The following is an 18,903-nucleotide window of genomic DNA, read 5'->3' as shown; positions in this document are numbered from 1 at the left end:
CAAGCCCCCTTTTAATCCAGTAATTGCCAGTGTGCCTCAAGGCGGCAGGCGGTTATTTCGGCCTTGCTTTTCTCTGCGCCCAGCTCCCTTTCCACCAGGGCTTTCCGGCAGAGCCCGCCCTCTTCCTTGAACACCGGCCGCGGGGTGACGCTGAAGGCGATCTCTGTTTCATTTTTCCACTGCACGGTTTCGTAGGATGGGGTGGAGGCCAGGATCTTCCGCAGCCTGGCGAGGTCCTGGCCAGTGGCGCCGGCCAGGACGGGAGGCAACGTGGCCGGCGGCAGCAAGGAAGGGGATGGGCTGCCGCCGCAGCCGGTGTACAGAAAAAGCGGACAGACGAGGATGAGCAGCAGGCGGCCCGATTGCCCCAGGGTATCCTTGAAAAAACGTATTGGCATGGTGATGCCCCTCTCCTTTTGGGCAAATGGTTGGTTGCTGCTTGTTCCATACAACGCCGGTTTTGGCGCTGTCAAGGAGAAAGGGGTGAGGAATAACGGGCAAAAAAGGAAAATTCCGATATAATGGTGCGCAATTTTCCGGCCTTCATTCCCGCGCCAGGGGTCTGCCTTTCTATTTTCCGACTGCGGTCCATGCCATGGAACATTTTTCCCCGCTCAATCTCTTTTTGCTGACAATCGCCGGCGCCGTGGCCGGTTTTATCAATACCCTGGCCGGAGGCGGCTCCTTTCTCACCATCCCGCTCCTGATCTTCATGGGGCTGCCCGCCACCGTGGCCAATGCCACCAACCGCCTCGGCGTCTTCCTCCAGAGCCTGACCGCGGCCAAGCAGTTTCACGGCTACGGGGTCTTTCCCCTGCGTTTCAGCCTCATCGTTTCCATCCCGGCGATCATCGGCAGCGTACTTGGCACCTGGTGCGCCATGGTCATCAGCGATGCAGCCTTTAAAAGATACCTGGCCGTCTTCATGGTGCTCATGACCCTGACCACCTTCATCAAGCCCGGAAAACCGCCGGAGGCAGGAGCGGCGCGCTATACCCCTGGCCGCTGGGCTCTCATCTGGCTCGCCTTTTTCGGCATCGGCTTTTACGGCGGCTTCATTCAGGCCGGCGTCGGTTTTCTCATCATCGCGGCCATGCTCTTCAGCGGTTTTGATTTCGTGGCAGGCAACGCCACCAAGACCTTCACCATCTTTGTCTTTACCCTGGTTTCCCTGGTGATGTTCTGGGTGGGCGGCAAAGTGCAGGTCGTGCCCGGCCTTGCCCTGGGAGCCGGCAGCATCATCGGCGCCGCGCTCGGCTCACGGACCACGGTCAAAAAAGGAAATGCCTTTGTGCGGAAATTTGTGGTGGCAACGGTGATTCTCTTTGCGATACTATTGCTTGTCAAAGGGTGATCCCTGTTCTTTCCCCTCTTCAGGATGGAAACCTCGTGAAATTCCTGCATGCCGCTGATATTCATCTGGACAGCCCCCTGCATGGCCTTGAGGCCTATGCCGACGCGCCGCTGGGACAGCTCCGCTCCGCAACCCGGCGCGCCTTTGACAATCTCATCGACCTGGCCATTGCCGAACAGGTCGCCTTTCTGCTCATTGCCGGCGATCTCTATGACGGCGACTGGAAGGATTACAACACCGGCCTTTTCCTCGCCAACCGCCTGGGCAGACTGCGCAAGGAGGGGATCCGGGTCTTTCTGGTTTCCGGCAACCATGATGCGGCAAGCCAGATCAGCAAGTCGCTTGTCCTGCCCGACAATGTCCATCTCTTCTCCACTCAGGCCCCGGAAACCGTGCGCATCGAAGAGCTGCGGGTGGCCCTGCACGGGCAGGGCTATGAGACGCGCGGCGTTGCCGACAACCTGGCGTCCGGCTTTCCCCTGGCGCTTCCCCATTATTTCAATATCGGCCTTCTGCATACCTCCCTCACCGGCAGGCAGGGGCATGAGCCATACGCCCCCTGCAGCCTGGACGACCTGCGGAGCAAGGGCTATGCTTACTGGGCACTGGGCCATATCCACAAGCGGGAGGAGGTCTGCCGCGAGCCCTGGGTGGTCTTCCCGGGCAATATCCAGGGCCGGCACATCCAGGAAAGCGGCGACAAGGGCGCCACCCTGGTGACGGTGCGGGAGGGCGGGGTCGTCGCCGTCGAGCACCGTTCCCTCGATGTTCTTCGCTGGCTTTACTGTCCGCTCGACATTTCCGATTGCAGCGATCTGTCAATGGTCGAGGAGGCGGTGCGCCTTCGCTTCGCCTCCCTTGAAGAAGAGGCAGCTGAACGCCCCCTGGCCATCCGCCTGAGCCTGGTCGGCGAAAGCATGCTCCATTCTCGCCTGCACGGACACTCCTTCAGCCTGAACGAATCCTTTCGCGGGTTGGCGGCGGGGTTTGGCGATCTTTGGCTGGAAAAGGTCCTTTTTGCCACGGAAAGCACGGCCGAGCTCGATGCCGCCTTTGGCGAGGACAGCCCTCTTGCCGATCTCGTGAAAAATATCGCCCGGCTCGACCTTGGATCGTCCCATCTCATCGAAGCGCTTCCCGAGCTCGCCGCCCTGAAAAGCAAACTGCCGCCGGAGCTGCAGCAGCATGGTCAGGGGCTTTTCGCCGATGATGCCGCCAGGCGCGCGGAACTCTGCGAGGAGGTGAAGGCGCTGCTTCTTGCCGGCTTGCTGAAAGAGGGGAGGGGCCGGTGAGAATCAAACAGCTTGAGCTGACGGCCTTCGGCCCCTTCACCAGCCAGGTTCTCCACTTTTCCCTGCAAAGTCCTGGCCTGCACATCATCTACGGCGCCAACGAGGCCGGGAAAAGCTCCACCCTGAGGGCGCTCAAGGCCTGGCTTTTCGGCTTTCCCGAACGCACGGCCGACAATTTTCACCATGCCAACGACCAGCTCATGGTCGCCGGCACTCTTCTTGCCGAAAATGGCCGTGAGCTGTATTTCGCGCGCCGGAAAAGAAGAAAGGCGGACCTGCTCGATGCGGCAGGCAAGCCGCTTCCTCCCGAGGCCCTTGCCGCCTTCCTGCCCATCCGCGAACAGGCCATCTTCGACACCCTCCATGCCATCAACCATGATGATCTCGTCAAGGGCGGAGAAGACATCCTGGCCCAGCAGGGAGACGTGGGCCAGGCCCTGTTTGCGGCCGGCGCCGGGCTCTCCTCCCTGCGCGCGGTGCTGAACGAGCTTGAGGCCGAAGCGGAGGCACTTTTCAAGGTCCGGGGCAGCAAGCAGGAGATCAACACGGCCCTGGCCAGGTATCATGAGTTGCAGAGGCAAGAGCGGCTGGCCAGCTTATCGGCCAGGGAGTGGCTGGAATTGCATACCGCCCTTTCTGAAGCGGAAGAAAACTTAGACGAGATAGAAAAGAAAAAATCGGCAAAAGAACGGCAACTGCAGCAACTTACCCGTCTTCGGCATGCTCTGCCCCAACTGGCTCTGCGCAAGGATTTGCAGGAGAAAATAGCCGCAGTGGGCAAGGTGGTGCTCCTGCCCGAGGATTTCGCCAAACGCCGTCAGGGCCTGGAAAATCAGCTCCATTCCCTGACGGAAAAACTGAATGTCGCCCAAAGCAGGTTGAAGTCCCTGAAAGAGAAGCAGGCAGCGATCCATCTGCCGCAACCGACCCTTGATCTTGAAGAAAATATCGAGGCTTTGCACCAGGGGCTGGGAAGCTATAAAAAGGCCCTTGAAGATCGGCCACGGCTGGAAGGAAGGAGAAGCGGTGCCAAGCGGGATGCCGGAGAGTTTCTCGTCCAGGTGCGAGCGGATCTCACCCTTGCCCAGGTGGAGAGCCTGAGGCCGCTGCTGGCCAGGGCCAAGGTCATCAGCACCATGGCATCAAAGCATGAAGGGCTGATGAATGCCTTGGAAGATGGGCGAAAAGCCCTTGGCGCATTCGAGCAGGCCCGGCAAAGCCTCGACAATGCCCTGTCCTCCCTGCCGGCCGGGAAAGAGACTCGCCATCTTGCCGAAGCCGTGCATCTCGCCAGAAAGACGGGCGAGATAGATCAGCAGATTGCCGAGAAGGAAAGGCTGTGCGGGGAACGGCGGCTCAACTGCGAACAGGAAATAAAGCGCCTTGTGCTCTGGCAGGACACCATTGCCGACCTTCTTCAGCTCCCCCTGCCCATGGAAAAGACCGTCCTTCATCACGAGGGTCTTTTTGCCGAGGCAGCCGGTCGGCGGGCAACGCTCATTGCGGAAAAAGAGCAAGTCCTGCACCAGCTTGGCTCCGTGCGGACCGAGCTTTCCAGATTTTCCACGGCCGGGGCAGTGCCCAGCGAAGAGGAGCTTCTCCGGCTTCGCGAGCATCGGGACCGGGGCTGGAGCCTTGTCCGGCGGCAATGGCTTGCAGCTGAGGATGTCGGCGAGGAGAGCAGGGCATACAACCCCGAGCTGTCGTTGGCCGACGCCTTTGCCAGGGACATTACCGAGGCGGATGCCCTTGCCGATCGCCTGCGCCACGAGGCGGAGCGGGTACATGCCTATGGAGCCCTGAAGGCGGAGGAGGAAAGACTCACCTCCTTGCAGGGAGAGCTGCTGTCAAAAGAGGAGCAAATTGCCAGGGAGTTTGCCGCTCTTGAAGAGAACTGGCAAAGTATTTGGGCTCCGTGCCGGGTATCCCCGCTTACCCCCAAAGAAATGCTCTTCTGGCTCGGGAGTGTGGAAAAAATCCGGGGCAAGGCTGAAGAGTTGAGCCGAATTGAACAGGAGTTGGCACTTCTGAGTCAGGCGCGGCAGCAACGCCTTGATGCCCTTCTCGCTGAACTGAAGCGGATAGGCGAACCTGCCGCGGCCGATGGTTCAGAGCTGACCCCTGTTTTGCTCCATGCCGAGGAGGCTCTCGCCTCCCTGCTGGAAATAAGAGCAAAACGGGAACAGCATCTTGAAAAAAAGAGGCTCAGAGAAGAGGAATATTCCCTTCTGCTCGCCAAGCAAAAGGAGCGGGAGGCAGCCCTTAGCCAATGGCGCAGGGAGTGGCGAGAGCTTACCTCCGGCCTGGCCGGCGAGGGCAGGGATCTTTACCCGGCCGAGGCCCTGGATCTGCTTGATAATCTTCACAACTGTTTTGCGCGGTTGAAGGAAGCCGGCGAATTTGCCAAGCGCATCGAAGGCATTGATCAGGACAGCAGCCGTTTTCTTGCTGCCGTCAAAGCGCTGGCGGAAAAACTTGCCCCTGAAATCATCGACCAGCCTGCCGAACAGATAGTGGTGCAACTGAAGTCCCGACTCAATCAGGCCAGAAACGACCGCGTCCTGCTTGCCGGCTATGCCGGGGCGATTTCCGAAGGCGAGGAAGAGGTTATTGGCCTGAGCGGCGAGCTGGAAAGCCTCAAGACGCAGCTTCAGGAGCTTTGCCGACAGGCAGGTTGCAGCCAGCCTGCCGAGCTTGAGGGGGCGGAACAGCTTTCCGGCCAATGTCGGGAACTGCGGAAAAGACTCATTGAGACGGAAACTACGCTCATTGCTGGAGCAGGCGGCCTGAGCCTTGCTCAGTTAACAGAGGAGGCAAACCAGTGCGAGCCGGATAGCCTTCCGGAAAGGATCAACGCCCTGCGCCGGGAAATCGACGAGGAGCTGGTGCCCCAGAGCAAACGGCTCTCCGAACTGATCGGCGAGAAGAGGACCAGGCTTGAACAGATGGACGGCAACGCCAGGGCGGCCGAGGCGGCCGAGGAAGCGGCCCTGCTGCTTGCCAGGATCCGGCGTCTCGCCGACCGCTATCTGAAGCTGAAACTGGCAGCCCATGCCTTAAAAGGCGAGATCGAACGCTATCGCTCGGAAAACCAGGACCCGGTCATTACCCTGTCTTCAAAATATTTTCGGCTCATGACCCTGGGGGCATACAGCGGCCTGCGCAGCGATGAAAACGACAGAGGCGAGCCCATCCTCATCGGATTGAAAGGTGAGTCGATCCGGGTCCAGATCGGCCAGATGAGCGACGGCACCCGGGATCAGCTCTACCTCGCCCTGCGCCTGGCTTCTCTTGAGTGGCGGCGGAAAAACCACGAGCCCGTGCCCTTTATTGCAGATGATATCCTCATCAATTTTGACGACGCCCGCGCCAGGGCAACCCTTGCAATCCTCGCCAGCCTGGCGGATTCGCAGCAGATTCTGCTCTTTACCCACCACCGTCGCATCGTCGAGGAGGCCAGATCCCTCGTCGACGCAGGCTGTGTCCAGATCCATGCCCTGACCGCGCTGGAGACGGCATGAATTTTCCTGAACTTTTTACCTGACCCTGGTGTCCCAATGAGAGGAAAGAATGTTTTTTGCGGACCAGCAGCGCATTGACGGTGCTGTATTTTCTGTTACCATGTGTGAATGAAAAAAATAGATCCCCTCTGAAGGAGGCAATGCTTCATGTCCCAGTCTGAGCAAGCTGCAGCAAATGGCTTAAAAAAGGAAACGGTAATTCTCATTGCCCTCGGTTGCCTGGTCATCGGCTTTCTCGGCGGCATCGTCTTCAGCGTCTATAAATCGCCGGGCGGTGCCGGTGGGGGAGCCCAGCCGGTGAGCCAGCAGCAGCCGCCGCAGCAGAACGCGGGGGCGCGTCTGACGGCAGAGCAGGCCCAGCGCATGCTGCAGCTGGAGATGGAGGTGCAGAAAAACCCCGGCAATGTCGAGGCCTGGACCAGCCTTGGCCACCTCTACTTTGACTCGGACGCCTTTGAGAAGGCCATCAATGCCTACAACAAATCCCTGGAATTAAATCCCAACAACGCCGACGTCCTCACCGACCTCGGCGTCATGTACCGGCGGGCCGGCAACCCGCAGCAGGCCATCGCCACCTTTGACAGGGCGATCACCTTCAACAGCCGGCATGAAACAGCCCGCTTCAACAAAGGAATCGTGCTGCTCTACGACCTCAAGGACAAGGATGGGGCTGTCAAGGCCTGGCAGGAGCTGGTGGACATCAATCCCATGGCCACGGCGCCCAACGGCCAGCTCGTCAAGGATATCCTGCCCGAGCTGAAATCCCGGTAGCAGCAGTCCGGCGGACGGCCGGAAGCACGCTGGTCCGCGCCTGCCTCACCGCGCGGACCAGCCGGTTGTCGATTTCTTGCATGGCCATCAATTTTCCTTTGACATCAAAATGTTACAATAATAAGGTGTGATGTAACGAGGAAGGAGGATAATACCGTCAGGGGATGGGGGTTCCAACGGGGGCAATGATATACCATGGGTAAAGAAGCACGAAGGGCACCGAGAATTGCCGCCTCGCTTGCAGTGACCCTGATCCTGCGGGAGACAGAAGGCAGTCAGGTGATCGCCGAACCCATCATGGGCAGCCTGGTCGACATGTCGACCTACGGAGTGCGGGTGACGGTCAACCGCATCCGCGCCGGAAAGTACCACCTTTTCTATTCCTTCAACGATGAGGAATCCAGGGTCATCAACCTGGAGGTGATCGACCCCGAGGAAATGGTGAAGCTCGTCATCCCCATGCACCCGGTCTGGTTCGACCACATCCTTTCCGAGCCTTGCCGCCCTTTTCATCTGGGGCTCGAATTTCTCGTTCCGCCCGATAACGGGCAGGTTGCCCGCCTGCACCAACTGCTTGCCGCCCAGCAAAAAAGCGAGAGCGGCTGGCTGAAAAGGCTGCTCAAGTTTGCCTGAGCAGCCTCCGGCCCGCGCCGGACACCCACTTTTTTACTCCCCGATAAACCAGAGCAATTCCCCCTGCGGAGCGAGACATGCCGCCGGGTATTTCCGCATGGCCGCATCGCGGTCCTCTGCGATCTCCTGAAAGATCTTCTTTTTTTCCGCCCCGGAGATCATCAGCAGCACCTTTCTGGCGCTGTTGATGATCGGCAGGGTCAAGGTCAGGCGGATGACCTTGGGGGTGCCGGCCGGTTCAGGCAGGGCGGCAACCAGCCGTTTTTCCTCGCCGAGCAGGGGAGAGCCGGGAAACAGCGAGGCGATATGCCCGTCATTGCCCATGCCGAGAAGCAGGCAGTCAAAGCGCGGCAGGCAGGCTTTTTCCGCCCCCCGGAAAAAGCCCTTGAGCAGGGACTCATACCGTCGGGCCGCCCTGGCGGGCTCGGGATCCTCCCCCTCCAGACGATGGATGTTCTCCAGCGGCACCAGACCATTTTTCAACAATGTTTCCCTGGCCAGGAAAAAATTGCTTGCCGGATCGTCCGGCGGCAGACAGCGTTCGTCACCCCAGAAGAGGTGGGTTTTCTTCCAGGGCAGCCGCCCGGCCAGAGGGGGTTCGGCCAGGAGCGAATAGAGAAGGCCCGGGGTTTTGCCGCCGGTCAGAACCAGGGTGAAAATTCCTCTGCCGGCCACGGCGTTGTCGGCGATGGAGACGATCTCCTCTGCCGCCGCCCGGCTCAATGCTTCCATGTTTGTGAAATTGCGCGTTTGCATGCCGATCACTCCTCCATGATAAGGCGCAGCCATTTCCACGCCGAGCCGGGCCCCGGACTGCCGGCCTCGTAAAATTCAAGCAATTCCTTCGCCTGGACCGGGCACGACTCGCAGGCGTTGAGAATCGGGGTCAGGAAGGCCCAGGAAAGCTCAACGCCGTCCTGCCGCCAGAAGAGCATGTGATCGCCAAGCATGCAATCGCGGAGCACCATCTCGTAGGCATCGAGGGAGCGGGCCATGCCGCCGCGGTCGTAGCGGAAATCCATGGTCACCGGCTGCAGGCATTCCTTGGCGCCGGCGGCCTTGGTCTGGAAGGTGAGGGAAATCGCTTCGTGGGGGTAGATGCCGATGCTCAGGCGGTTGGCCGCGATGTGCTCGTCCAGGATGTTGCTGAACATGGAATGGGGAACGTTTTTGAACTGGATGACGATGCGGGTTTCCTTGCGGGCCATCCGCTTGCCGGAGGCCAGGTAGAAGGGCACCCCCCGCCAGCGCCAGTTGTCGAGAAAAACCCGGAGCAGGGCATAGGTCGGGGTCAGGGAATCCGCGGCGACTCCCCCCTCCTGGCGGTATCCCGGCACAGGGGCGCCATCGACCACTCCTGCCGTATACTGGCCCAGAAAGAGATTCTCCTTAAGGGTTTTCACATCCAGGGCCTTGAGGGCGCGGAAGACCTTGACCTTTTCGTCCTGCACCTGAACGGCGTCAAAGCGGGAAGGGGGTTCCATGGCGATGAGAGCCAGGAGCTGCATCATGTGGTTCTGGAACATGTCCCGCAGCACCCCGGCCTCCTCGTAATACCCGGCCCGGTGCTCGATGCCGATTTTTTCGGCGGTGACGATGCCCACGTAGTCGATAAAGCTTCTGTTCCAGAGCGGCTCGAAGATGGTGTTGGCGAAGCGGAGCATCAGGATGTTCTGCACGGTTTCCTTGGCAAGATAGTGATCGATGCGGAAAATCTGCTCTTCGCCGAAACTCGTGTGCAGGGCGCGATCCAGCTCCACCGCGGAATCGAGATCCTGGCCAAAGGGTTTTTCAACCACGATCCGCGCCCAGTTGCCGGCCAAGGCCCTGGAAAGGCCGGCAACACCAAGCTCGCGGCCGATGAGCGCATACAGGCCGGGCGGCACCGCGAGGTAGAAGATCCTGTTCGGGGCGGTGCCGCGTCCGCGGTCAAGCTCCTCCAGAAAACGCGCCAGGTCCCGATATTCGGGAGGGTTGTCGTAGGTGAGCGGCTGATAGAAAAAATTGGCGGCGAATGTCTCCCAGGGGCCATCGACTTCCAGCCCCTCTTTGTGCCGAAATTCCCGCAGGGAAGCGCGGAAGGACTCATGGCTCAGCCTGGTCCGGCCGCAGCCGACGATGTTCACCGGCCTGGGCAGGGATTTGTTGCGGAAAAGATTGTACAGGGCCGGGATCAGCTTTCTGGCGGCGAGATCGCCCGAGGCCCCGAAGATGACGATGGTGCAGGAGGCGGGATATTCCTGGCCCGGCATGGGGCATGCCCCATGGGGATGGATTTTCCCGCCCTGTTCGCTTCCGGCTGTATCCGGGAAAGGCATGGCAGCTCCTCGGGTTCAGGATTCCTTCTTCGCGGCAACCACCGCATGACCGCCAAACTCCCTGCGCAGCGCAGCCAGCACCCTGTTTTCAAAGGCGTTTTCCTGCCTGGACTGAAAACGGGCAAACAGGGACAGGGCGATCACCGGAGTGCTCACCCCGCTTTCCACGGCCTGCTGCACGGTCCAGCGCCCTTCGCCCGAATCCTCGACCTGGCCGCGCAGTTCTTCAAGCCTGGGATCCTTGGCAAAGGCCGATTCCAGGAGCTCCAGCAGCCAGGAGCGGATCACGCTGCCCTGGTTCCAGAGGTGGGCCAGCCGGGAGAAATCGAGATCTTCGCCATAGGGCGAGGCCTCAAGCAGGGCGAAGCCTTCCCCGTAGGCCTGCATCATGGCGTATTCGATGCCGTTGTGGACCATCTTCACGAAATGGCCGGCGCCGGCAGCCCCGCAGTGCTGATAGCCGTCGGGCGGGGCCAGGGTCCTGAGCAGCGGCTCGATGCGCGTCACCGCCGCCGGGTCGCCGCCGAGCATCAGGCAGTAGCCATTGGTCAGGCCCCAGATGCCGCCGGAAACCCCGGCGTCCAGATAATGGATCTTCAGGCCGGCAAACCGTGCGGCCCGCGCCACATCATCCTTATAAAAGGTATTGCCGCCCTCCACCAGGATATCGCCGGCGGCGAGCAGGCCGGCCAGCGCGTCCAGCTGCTCCTCCACCACCCGGCCCGCCGGCAGCATCAGCCAGACCACCCGGGGCGGGGTAAGGGCGGCGACCAGTTCCTCGACGCTGTAAGCGGCGACAGCGCCATCCCCGGCTAGGGCCTCGGCTTTTTCAGGACTCCGGTTGTAGGCCACCACCGCATGGCCTCCGGCCAGAAGGCGGCGCGCCATGTTCATTCCCATGCGGCCAAGCCCGATCATGCCGATCTGCATAGGCATTCCTCCCATTTTTTATTTCCCGGTTCCTGCCGGCAGTTCCTTGATATGGATATCCTGCTGCGGGAAGGGGATGGAGATACGGTTCTCGGCAAAGGCTTTGTAGATCGCCTTTAAAAGGTCGTGGGTGACCAGGCCCTTGAGCCGCGGGTCCTCGACCCAGCAGAGCAGCTCGAAATCCAGGGAAGAGGCACCGAAGGCGCGCAGGCGTACCCTGGCCGCCGGCTCCGGCACCACGGCGGCATTGCCGGCGGCCACGGCCAGGAGCACCGCCTCGACCTGATCGACATCGCTGCCGTAGGCGGCCCCCACCGGCACCCTGATCCGGAAGCGGGGGATGGGCGCGCTTTCGTTGACGATCTTGCTCGCGGCAAGAACCGAGTTGGGGATGGTGATCAGAACATCGTCCCTGGTCATGATCCGGGTCGAGCGCACCCCGATTTCAACCACCTCGCCCCGCTGGGCATTGTCGATGATGATGTAATCCCCCACCTTGAAGGTGCGGTCGGCAAAGATGCTGATGCCGCCGAAGAAATTGGCGAGGCTGTCCTTGGCGGCCAGGGCCACGGCGATGCCGGCGATGCCGGCGGAGGCGAAAAGGGGGGCCAGGTTGACGTTCCAGATGGAGAGAAGCCAGATCAGGCTGGAGACGATGATGATGACCCGGACCACGTTCTTGAGGAGCAGAAAGAGATCCGCCCCGAGATTGCCCCTTTCGAGAAGGCCTTGCAGGAAGTGCTCGCCAATGAGGACAAAGAGCCGGAGCATGGCGACGGTCCAGACGATCAGGGCGACGCTCTTGGCGGCGGCCGGGAAAAAGTGCTCCCAGGGCGGGGCCAGGGCGGGCGGCATGGCCAGCGCATGCAGGACGCCGGCAAGGAAGACGGTGACGACAATGGGCCCATGCAGGAGGTTGATGGTCTTGTCGTCGAGTTCCGTGACGGTGAAGGTAGAGACAAGGCGCTTGAGTACCCGGTTGAGAAAGATATCCACCGCCAGCGCGGCCAGGGCGTAGACCACCACCACCGACAGCCGCCGGGCCAGGGGCAACTGGGAAATCTCCTGAAAATACGCAGAATAATCCATATATTCACTCACTTTCTGAAATTAGGCGGCCCGCCTGCCGCCGGAATCAGCGGCCACCCTCGTCCGGAGCCGCGTCGGGCAGAATGGGCGAGAGGATGGTGAAGGGCAGCAGAATCGTCCGTTTGATGATATTGATAATGCCTTCGCCCACCGCGGAGGGAGGCAGCAGGGTCACCTCCGGGTCGCGCGCCGGTCCGCGCACCGCCACCGGAAAGGTCACCAGGGTCGCGGTCTCCCCGCCGATGACCCTGCCCACCAGGGGAACCTTGCTGATGATGGCGTCCAGGGTCTTGAAGGGGGAGATCAGCACCACGAAATCCATGTCCAGGCTGACGATATTCATCTTGCCGCGGGCAAAGAGGTTGAGCCCCTCGCCGCGGACCACGGCCTCGTCGATGATCAGTTCGTTGTTCCGGACATGGCTTTTCAGAATCAGCTCCGAATAGGGGAATCCCGCGCCGGAGCCGCCTTCAGATCCCTCCGGAACCGGGGTGAAAAGATCGGTGACGTTGATCACGCTGAAGATCTTGGCGAGCAGTTTCATCCTGAGTATCCGGCCCGCCCGGGAATTCACGTCCAGGTAGCCGTCCTGCCAGTTGTTCAGGGGGCCGCTCAGGCTGCCCTCCAGGCTGAACGCGCCCTCGATCAGATCCTGGGGATAGCCGAGACAGGGCAAAACCCGCTCGAAACGGGGAGGGGTATCGCAGTCCGCGCTCAACAGCTGAAAGGTGTTGCTGCCAAGCTCGGGGGAGGAAAACCATTGCCCGGTGGTCGAAAGACAGCAGAGGCGGCCGGAAGTGATGCTTGCCGACAGCTTCCCGCCCGGGTGGATGCGGATTTCGCCCTGCAAAGGCTGCCAGGTCAGGGTCGGGACGATGCTTTTCGGCTCCGCCCCGCCGTTGGCCACCGAGATAAACTCGGCAAGGTCGAAATTGATCGTGCCGGTGAGGTTCCACTCCTTGTCGTCCGCCTCCCTTTTCCGGTCGGCAAGGGGGTGACCATCCTTGAGGCCTTTCAGATCCTCAAGGAAATTGAAGACCGTCTGCCTGGAAAGAAACCGGGAGGCGAGGTCGAGGGTAAGCTCAAGTCCGGTGTCGGCCCGGGAGAGCACCCCGCTGGCCTGGATGGATTCCTGGTCGCTCAAGGCGCAGGCGAGTTTTTTCACCTTGAGTTCGTTGCCCACCCCTTCCAGTCGGATGTCGTCGATTGCCACCGAGCGACCCGTGCCGTTGGCAAGGAACCAGCGGAACCCCTCCCCGGTCAGGGTGCCGCTGAAAGCAATCTTGTTGGGGTCGTGGGGCAGATAGAGCTGAAAATCACCGGAAATGGCGCCGTCGAGCAGGGTCTCGTCGGCGAGGAGCCGGTCGACGGTGTTTTCGGAAAGGCTTCCCGCCCAGGTGAACAGAAAGGTTTCCGGAATGTTGTCGAGGAAATCGACCCCGATGCTGGCCTCCTCCCCCTCACCGACCACGTGCAGGGACAGATGCAGGGGATCGGCGGTGTTCGATTCCGCGCTGAATTCCACCCTGGGCAGCGCAGGGCCTTTTTCCCCGGCGGCAACGACGCCGCGGCCGACGGTCTTTTCCCCGCCGAGTTCCAGGGCCAGGGAGCTCACCCGCAGGGGAAGACGCGGAAACAGGGCCTTGTTCTTCACAAAATCCTGCTCCCGCAGCCAGGCGCCGAAACGTTCCCCCACCGTGCCGTCGGCCGTGATCGTCCCTTGCAGGGCAGCCAAATCCTCATGGCGGAGATCGGCGCGCACGGAAAAGGTATCGTCGAACAGGGAGGCGCGGCACCGGCTCACCACGAGCGTCTTGTCCGAAAGCAGGCCGCTCCCCTCTTTGATGCGCACCGCTTCGGGCAGGTACGGCGTTTTCACCCTGAGTCCGTCGAAGTTCAGGGCGGCCGAGCCAGTCCATGAGTCAGGTTCGGCCATCCTGCCGGAAATGGTGGTCTGGCTGATCCCGATGGTCCCGTCCAGGCTCTGCGCGTGTCTGGCGATGACCGCGTCGAGATTTTTCCAGAAGGAAAGGGCGCCGGCCTGCAGATCCGGGGCGAAGATGGCGGCGTCCAGCCGGCGCACCGAGAGGAGCGCCTCCTTGTGCCAATCCACCTCGCCGCTGGTCCGCTGTATCAGATGCGGGCCGTATTCGCCCTTGACATCCTGCCAGGTCACCCGGTGCGGGGCAATGGTCATGCTGCCGCTCTCCACGGCAAACCCCCAGTTCAGGGGCGCATATTCGGCGTTGCCCCGCATGTCCGAAACCGCCACCGTCACCTTGATGTTGTCGAGGCTGTCCTCGATATGCAGGCGGCCCCTGGCGCTGCCCGACACCTTGTCGAACTTCGCCAGCTCGGCGAGAAAGGCCTGATCGTCGATCAGGCGGGCGAGCACCCCGGGAAGCTCGGCAAGATCGGCATCCAGATCAACGTCGAGGAAAAAGGAATCGTCGTCCTCGGGCAGGCCGAGAACGAGATTGCAGTTCCTGCCGTTGCTGTTGCCGAGTTTGGCGCTGTCGCCGTTCACGCGCAGTTTGCCGTCCTTGATCAGCATCCGGCCCCGGGTGTTGGTGAGAACGAGATCGCCCACCGGAATCCTGATGGAGGCGTCGATTTCCTCGGCGCTGATCTCCATGTTGCGCACATCCTTAAAATCCGCGACCCTGCCGTGAAAGGCGTACCCGGCCTTGCCGGCCTTGCCGCTCAGGACGATCCCGCCGACCCCCCGGGCGATTTCGTTGTTGCCCCACATGGCGAGCACCGAATCCCGGATCTGGGTCAGGTTGAGGTCCGCCGCGGTCAGGGCGATGTCCCAGATGGGTTCGTCCTGTTCGAGGCTTGCCACGGAACGGCTGACGGTGCCGGTAAGGGAGAGGCCCGGCTCCTTCATTTCGAATTCATTGATGGTCAGCCTGAGATCGGCCGCGTTTTTCTCAAAGCCCAGATCGACGAAGCCGCAATTGAGGAGAATCTTCTTGTCGGTCGGGAATACAAGCAGACAGGGAAGATCGCCGGTGATCCGCGCCTGGACGGAGTCAAGGCCCTGGCCCTCGACCTTGCCGGTGATGTTCAGCAACGACTCCACAGGGACAAGTTCCTTGTCGGCAAGGGAAACCAGCACCTCATGGAGCTTAAATTTGCGGCAGTCGAATTCCATGCGGTAGCGGCCATCCCCACGCCCTATCCCGCCGCTGACCCGAAACCGCTCGCCGAAGGTGGGCTTCCCTTCCAGGCTGAAATCGATGCCGGCGGGAGAAACACTGGCCCGGCCCTGCAATTCCCGCAGGGCGAATTCCCGGTTTTGCAGCTGGGGCCATGGGCTCGGCGCCTTCACATGCAGGAGGCCGTTTTTCACCTCCACGGCAACGCCGGGCAGCTGTTCCTCAATGCGTATTCCCGTCGCCTCGGGAAAGCGCTTGACCGTGATTTCGGGCGTATGGAGCACCACCTTGCCGGCCCGCAGCTCGTTGCCCAGCAATGCCCGCCAGTTCGGGTACACCTCCGCCCTGGGCAGGCGGAGAAGCAGATCATCATTTTCAAAGCGGCAGTCGACCAGGGTGACATGGGGCAGGGGCAGCCAGTGCCATTGCAGGCGTTCGAACCGAACCGTGCTTTCCAGCCTGCTTGCCAGCCCGCGGGCCAGATGCGCCCGCAGCCCTTCCAGGTTGAAGAGCCGCGGCAGAACCAGCGCCAGGGAGAGCGTGGCGAGGAGGAGAATGGCGGTTATCTTGAAGATCTTTTTCTTGGGCATCGCAATAAGGGCCTGCAGGCAAAAAAACCTGCGACAAAGGAGCGTCAGACCAGCAGCTTGTCTTCTTCGGGTTTGTGCCGGCGTTTGAGCTTCTCCGGCCGCCAGCCGCAAAAGGTCAGGGCCAGGGCGGCCACCAGGCAGATCAGCATCCAGCCCACTCCGTAGATGAGCAACTGGTCGGTGGGATAGCCGCCGTAGTTTTCCTTGAGATCGCCGCGCAGAGAGAGGATGAGCAGGCCGGCAAGGATGAGGGGGGTGATGTATTTGATGGAAAGATTCCAGGCCCTGGGAACCCTGCTGGCGATCCGGTTGATATGCTTTCTCAAGGTCTCCGGCCCGAGCAGCCAGCCGACGATGAGGCACTCGCAGAGGCCGCCGGCGATCAGACCGTAGTTGGTGATGAAGTGGTCGGCAATGTCGAGCAGGTACAAACCGCCCCTGGTCGTAAAGGCAAGGCTGCCCAGAAAACCGACGCCGCAAAGGAGGGTGACCACCTTCTGCCGGGACCATTCGAGCTTGTCGGTCAGGGAGCAGGCAAAGGCCTCCACCAGGGAAACGCCGGAAGTGATCCCGGCGATGACCAGCATCAGGAAGAAGAGCACCCCGAAGAGGGAATTCATGCCGGGCAGCAGGGAGATGGCCTTGGGGTAGACGACGAAGGCGAGCTGGGGTCCGCCCTTGATCGCCTCCTCAAAGGGAACCCCCTGGCTCTTGGCCATGAAGCCGACGATGCCGAACACCGCCAGCCCGGCAAAGAGGGAGTAGGAACAGTTCACCACGCAGGTGAGCAGGGCGTTTTTGCTGATGTCGGATTTTGCGGGCAGATAGCTGGCGTAGGTGATCATGATGCCGAAGCCCAGGGAGAGGGTGAAGAATATCTGTCCGAAGGCGGCGGCCCACACCTGGCCTGCTGCCTCGCGCACCGCGGGCTCAGCGGCGAAAAGGTTGATTTTCCGCCAGTCGGCGGAAAGATAGTGGGAAAAAATCGCCTCGGAGGCGCCGTCCAGGGAAATGGTCCAGAGCACGATGACGATGGTCACGGCAAAAAGGATCGGCATGAACAGGATGCTGGCTTTTTCGATGCCATGGCCCACGTCGCGGTAACAGATGGCCCAGCAGAGCACCCAGACCAGCAGGGTGGAGAAAAGGATGGGAACCCGGACCCCGGCCAGGTGGGTCGCCGAATCGGAAAGCTGGAGAAACTGGCCGAAGAAAAAACCCTGGGGGTCCGGCCCCCAGGCCAGGGTGAAGGAATAAAAAAGATAGTTGACGCACCAGCCGATCACCACCGCATAGTAGAGCATGATGCCGAACATGGCCACCACCGGCATCCACCAGCCGAGCCACTCGAAACGGCGGTCGAGGCGGGCCAGGCTCAGGGGCGAGGAGCCCTTTTCCCGATGTCCCACCCCGTACTCGAGCAGCATGATGGGCAGCCCCGCCACCAGCAGGGCCACCCCGTAAGGGACCAGAAAGGCACCGCCGCCGTATTGGTGGGCCATGTAGCTGAAGCGCCAGACATTGCCAAGGCCGATGGCCGAACCGATGGCGGCCAGCAAAAAGCCAAGGTTCGATTTCCAACTGCTTCGCGCTTCAGACATGACACGCCCCCTCGGATCGCGGATTTTGTCGGTGGCCGGCTGCGGCGCGGGAAGCGCGCTTTCTTGCCAGGGCCAGCCCTGTGCGCAGATATTAGCACAAGTTCCCTGTCCTATAAATTTATTTTCTGGAAATTTCCATGATAAATGCGGGCAATGGCGGACCATTGCCGCCAGGGGCCGAGGGCGGCGGGGCCGGTGATGACGCCCGCCGTCCCGTCGTCCATGCGCGGTCGGCAGAATTACCTTGTCACAACCGGCCGGATAGCGTATTTTTCGGACAAAATTATCTACAATCACAGGCAGATATCCATGGAAAAAATACGGATCGGGGTTATCGGCGTAGGCTATCTTGGTAAGTTTCATGCCCACAAGTACATGGCCATGCCCGACGTGGAACTGGTCGGCGTGGCGGACGCCAACCCGGAAAACGCGGCCGAGGTGGCCAGGTTCTGCAACACCGCACCCTATACCGATTACAGACAATTGCTCAGGCAGGTGGATGCGGTGAGCGTGGTGGTGCCCACCAGCCTGCACCACGAGGTGGCCAAGACCTGCCTGCTGGCCGGAGTGGACGTGATGCTGGAAAAGCCCATGACCACCACCCTGGCCGAGGCCGACGATCTGATCTGCATCGCCATCGAACAGGAACGCCTGATCCAGGTGGGCCACATCGAACGCTACAACCCGGCGGTCATGGCCATGGAAGAGCATCTCACCCATCCGCTCTTCGTCGAGTCGCACCGCATCCACACCTTCAAGCCGCGCGGCATCGACGTGGATGTGGTGCTCGATCTGATGATCCACGATATCGATATCATTCTCAGCATCGTCAAATCGCCGATCCAAACCATCCATACCGTGGGGGTGCCGGTCTTCACCGCGAACACCGACATCGCCAACGCCCGCCTGATCTTTGAAAACGGCTGTACCGCCAATATCACCGTCAGCCGCATCTCCAAGGACAATATCCGCCGCATCCGCATCTTCCAGCCCAACTCCTTCATCTCCGTGGACTACGGCCAGAAGGAAATGGCGGTATTCAAACTCGGCAAGGAACTCGGCGAAGGCGGCCTGCCCAGGGAGGAGGTGATCAAGGCCTGCTACGTGCATCAGGATGCCCTGGAGATGGAGCTTGCCGATTTTGTCAGATGCGTACGCGAACGGACCCAGCCCAGGGTTTCCGGCAGGGAAGGGCGCATGGCCCTGGCCGTGGCTCAGGAGATCATCGCCCAGATCAAGGCGCATGCCGAAAAGCACCGCCATCTCCTCGGCCGCTGAGCTGTTCCGTTTCTTGTTCATTTTCTTTGCTGGACTTTATCCTCCTTGTGGGGGGCAAAGAAACGAACCAAAGAAAGGGCACCCAGTGTCACTCGCCGTGTGTTCAAGTCACACTGCTGTCCCGCCAAAGGCGGGATGCCCGGCGCTGCTCGCATTGGACCGGGGTCTTGCAAACTCGGCGGAGTTTATGCCCGCATGGGTACTCAAACAGTGCAAGCCCCTTTCCGGCCACTGCTGTGCTGCTCGGCGGCGTGCCAATGGGGAAAATGATATAGTCCCCATTTTGTCCTGCCGAGCATCGCAGGCCATGGCGAATTAGGGCGCTGTGCTGTTTGAGCGCCCGCAGGGTGCGAGTTCACAGCGGC

The 18,903-nt window shown here is 61.0% G+C and carries 13 protein-coding genes; 6 read left to right on the top strand and 7 right to left on the bottom strand.

The window, feature by feature from the left end:
• Nucleotides 1–11: 11 nt before the first annotated feature.
• The gene (locus ACUUL3_RS06125) at nucleotides 12–398 is read right to left on the bottom strand and encodes a hypothetical protein (RefSeq protein WP_448555574.1); all 387 of its coding nucleotides are present in this window, start codon (nucleotides 396–398) and stop codon (nucleotides 12–14) included.
• 197 nt (nucleotides 399–595) lie between these two features.
• Between ACUUL3_RS06125 and ACUUL3_RS06120 the strand changes: the two genes are divergently transcribed.
• The 5 genes from ACUUL3_RS06120 to ACUUL3_RS06100 all read left to right on the top strand — a co-directional run bounded on the left by ACUUL3_RS06120 (nucleotide 596) and on the right by ACUUL3_RS06100 (nucleotide 7,571).
• On the top strand, nucleotides 596–1,354 hold the full coding sequence (locus tag ACUUL3_RS06120) for a sulfite exporter TauE/SafE family protein (protein ID WP_448555572.1): 759 nt from the start codon (nucleotides 596–598) through the stop codon (nucleotides 1,352–1,354).
• A gap of 35 nt (nucleotides 1,355–1,389) precedes the next feature.
• Nucleotides 1,390–2,646, top strand: a complete 1,257-nt coding sequence (locus tag ACUUL3_RS06115; protein WP_448555570.1) for a metallophosphoesterase family protein — start codon at nucleotides 1,390–1,392, stop codon at nucleotides 2,644–2,646.
• Entirely contained in the window at nucleotides 2,643–6,167 is a 3,525-nt protein-coding gene (locus ACUUL3_RS06110) for an AAA family ATPase (RefSeq protein ID WP_448555568.1), read from the top strand. Before ACUUL3_RS06115 ends, ACUUL3_RS06110 begins: the two co-directional genes overlap by 4 nt.
• Nucleotides 6,168–6,314: 147 nt before the next feature.
• Nucleotides 6,315–6,938 (top strand): tetratricopeptide repeat protein, encoded by a 624-nt coding sequence (locus ACUUL3_RS06105; RefSeq protein ID WP_448555567.1) that lies wholly within the window; start codon nucleotides 6,315–6,317, stop codon nucleotides 6,936–6,938.
• 195 nt (nucleotides 6,939–7,133) lie between these two features.
• Entirely contained in the window at nucleotides 7,134–7,571 is a 438-nt protein-coding gene (locus tag ACUUL3_RS06100; RefSeq protein WP_448555566.1) for a hypothetical protein, read from the top strand.
• 33 nt (nucleotides 7,572–7,604) lie between these two features.
• Here the strand turns inward: ACUUL3_RS06100 and pgl are convergent, their stop codons facing one another.
• From pgl to ACUUL3_RS06070, 6 genes are read right to left on the bottom strand one after another with little or no spacing between them, the layout of a single operon-like run.
• Nucleotides 7,605–8,327 (bottom strand): 6-phosphogluconolactonase, encoded by a 723-nt coding sequence (gene pgl / locus ACUUL3_RS06095; protein WP_448555564.1) that lies wholly within the window; start codon nucleotides 8,325–8,327, stop codon nucleotides 7,605–7,607.
• A 5-nt stretch (nucleotides 8,328–8,332) separates the two neighbouring features.
• The gene (gene zwf, locus ACUUL3_RS06090) at nucleotides 8,333–9,889 is read right to left on the bottom strand and encodes a glucose-6-phosphate dehydrogenase (RefSeq protein WP_448555562.1); all 1,557 of its coding nucleotides are present in this window, start codon (nucleotides 9,887–9,889) and stop codon (nucleotides 8,333–8,335) included.
• A 15-nt stretch (nucleotides 9,890–9,904) separates the two neighbouring features.
• Nucleotides 9,905–10,819, bottom strand: a complete 915-nt coding sequence (gene gnd, locus ACUUL3_RS06085; RefSeq protein ID WP_448555560.1) for a phosphogluconate dehydrogenase (NAD(+)-dependent, decarboxylating) — start codon at nucleotides 10,817–10,819, stop codon at nucleotides 9,905–9,907.
• Nucleotides 10,820–10,837: 18 nt separating this feature from the next.
• The gene (locus ACUUL3_RS06080; protein WP_448555558.1) at nucleotides 10,838–11,908 is read right to left on the bottom strand and encodes a mechanosensitive ion channel family protein; all 1,071 of its coding nucleotides are present in this window, start codon (nucleotides 11,906–11,908) and stop codon (nucleotides 10,838–10,840) included.
• Nucleotides 11,909–11,954: 46 nt separating this feature from the next.
• Nucleotides 11,955–15,659, bottom strand: a complete 3,705-nt coding sequence (locus ACUUL3_RS06075) for a hypothetical protein (protein ID WP_448555557.1) — start codon at nucleotides 15,657–15,659, stop codon at nucleotides 11,955–11,957.
• 44 nt (nucleotides 15,660–15,703) lie between these two features.
• Nucleotides 15,704–17,260, bottom strand: a complete 1,557-nt coding sequence (locus ACUUL3_RS06070) for a sodium-dependent transporter (RefSeq protein ID WP_448555555.1) — start codon at nucleotides 17,258–17,260, stop codon at nucleotides 15,704–15,706.
• A 309-nt stretch (nucleotides 17,261–17,569) separates the two neighbouring features.
• Here ACUUL3_RS06070 and ACUUL3_RS06065 point away from each other — a divergent pair, with 309 nt between their 5' ends.
• The gene (locus ACUUL3_RS06065; protein ID WP_448555553.1) at nucleotides 17,570–18,538 is read left to right on the top strand and encodes a Gfo/Idh/MocA family protein; all 969 of its coding nucleotides are present in this window, start codon (nucleotides 17,570–17,572) and stop codon (nucleotides 18,536–18,538) included.
• Nucleotides 18,539–18,903: the final 365 nt, after the last annotated feature.

The sequence above is a fragment of the Thiovibrio sp. JS02 genome, assembly GCF_053485635.1.
Note: the sequence above shows the minus strand (reverse complement) of the source record. Positions and strands in the feature narration are given on the sequence as shown.

Bases quoted from the DNA above. Each gene is read 5' to 3' on its own strand.
- ACUUL3_RS06125 (WP_448555574.1), bottom strand. From the start codon at position 398: ATGCCAATACGTTTTTTCAAGGATACCCTGGGGCAATCGGGCCGCCTG.
- ACUUL3_RS06120 (WP_448555572.1), top strand. From the start codon at position 596: ATGGAACATTTTTCCCCGCTCAATCTCTTTTTGCTGACAATCGCCGGC.
- ACUUL3_RS06105 (WP_448555567.1), top strand. From the start codon at position 6,315: ATGTCCCAGTCTGAGCAAGCTGCAGCAAATGGCTTAAAAAAGGAAACG.
- ACUUL3_RS06100 (WP_448555566.1), top strand. From the start codon at position 7,134: ATGGGTAAAGAAGCACGAAGGGCACCGAGAATTGCCGCCTCGCTTGCA.
- pgl (WP_448555564.1), bottom strand. From the start codon at position 8,327: ATGCAAACGCGCAATTTCACAAACATGGAAGCATTGAGCCGGGCGGCG.
- zwf (WP_448555562.1), bottom strand. From the start codon at position 9,889: ATGCCTTTCCCGGATACAGCCGGAAGCGAACAGGGCGGGAAAATCCAT.
- gnd (WP_448555560.1), bottom strand. From the start codon at position 10,819: ATGCAGATCGGCATGATCGGGCTTGGCCGCATGGGAATGAACATGGCG.
- ACUUL3_RS06080 (WP_448555558.1), bottom strand. From the start codon at position 11,908: ATGGATTATTCTGCGTATTTTCAGGAGATTTCCCAGTTGCCCCTGGCC.
- ACUUL3_RS06075 (WP_448555557.1), bottom strand. From the start codon at position 15,659: ATGCCCAAGAAAAAGATCTTCAAGATAACCGCCATTCTCCTCCTCGCC.
- ACUUL3_RS06070 (WP_448555555.1), bottom strand. From the start codon at position 17,260: ATGTCTGAAGCGCGAAGCAGTTGGAAATCGAACCTTGGCTTTTTGCTG.
- ACUUL3_RS06065 (WP_448555553.1), top strand. From the start codon at position 17,570: ATGGAAAAAATACGGATCGGGGTTATCGGCGTAGGCTATCTTGGTAAG.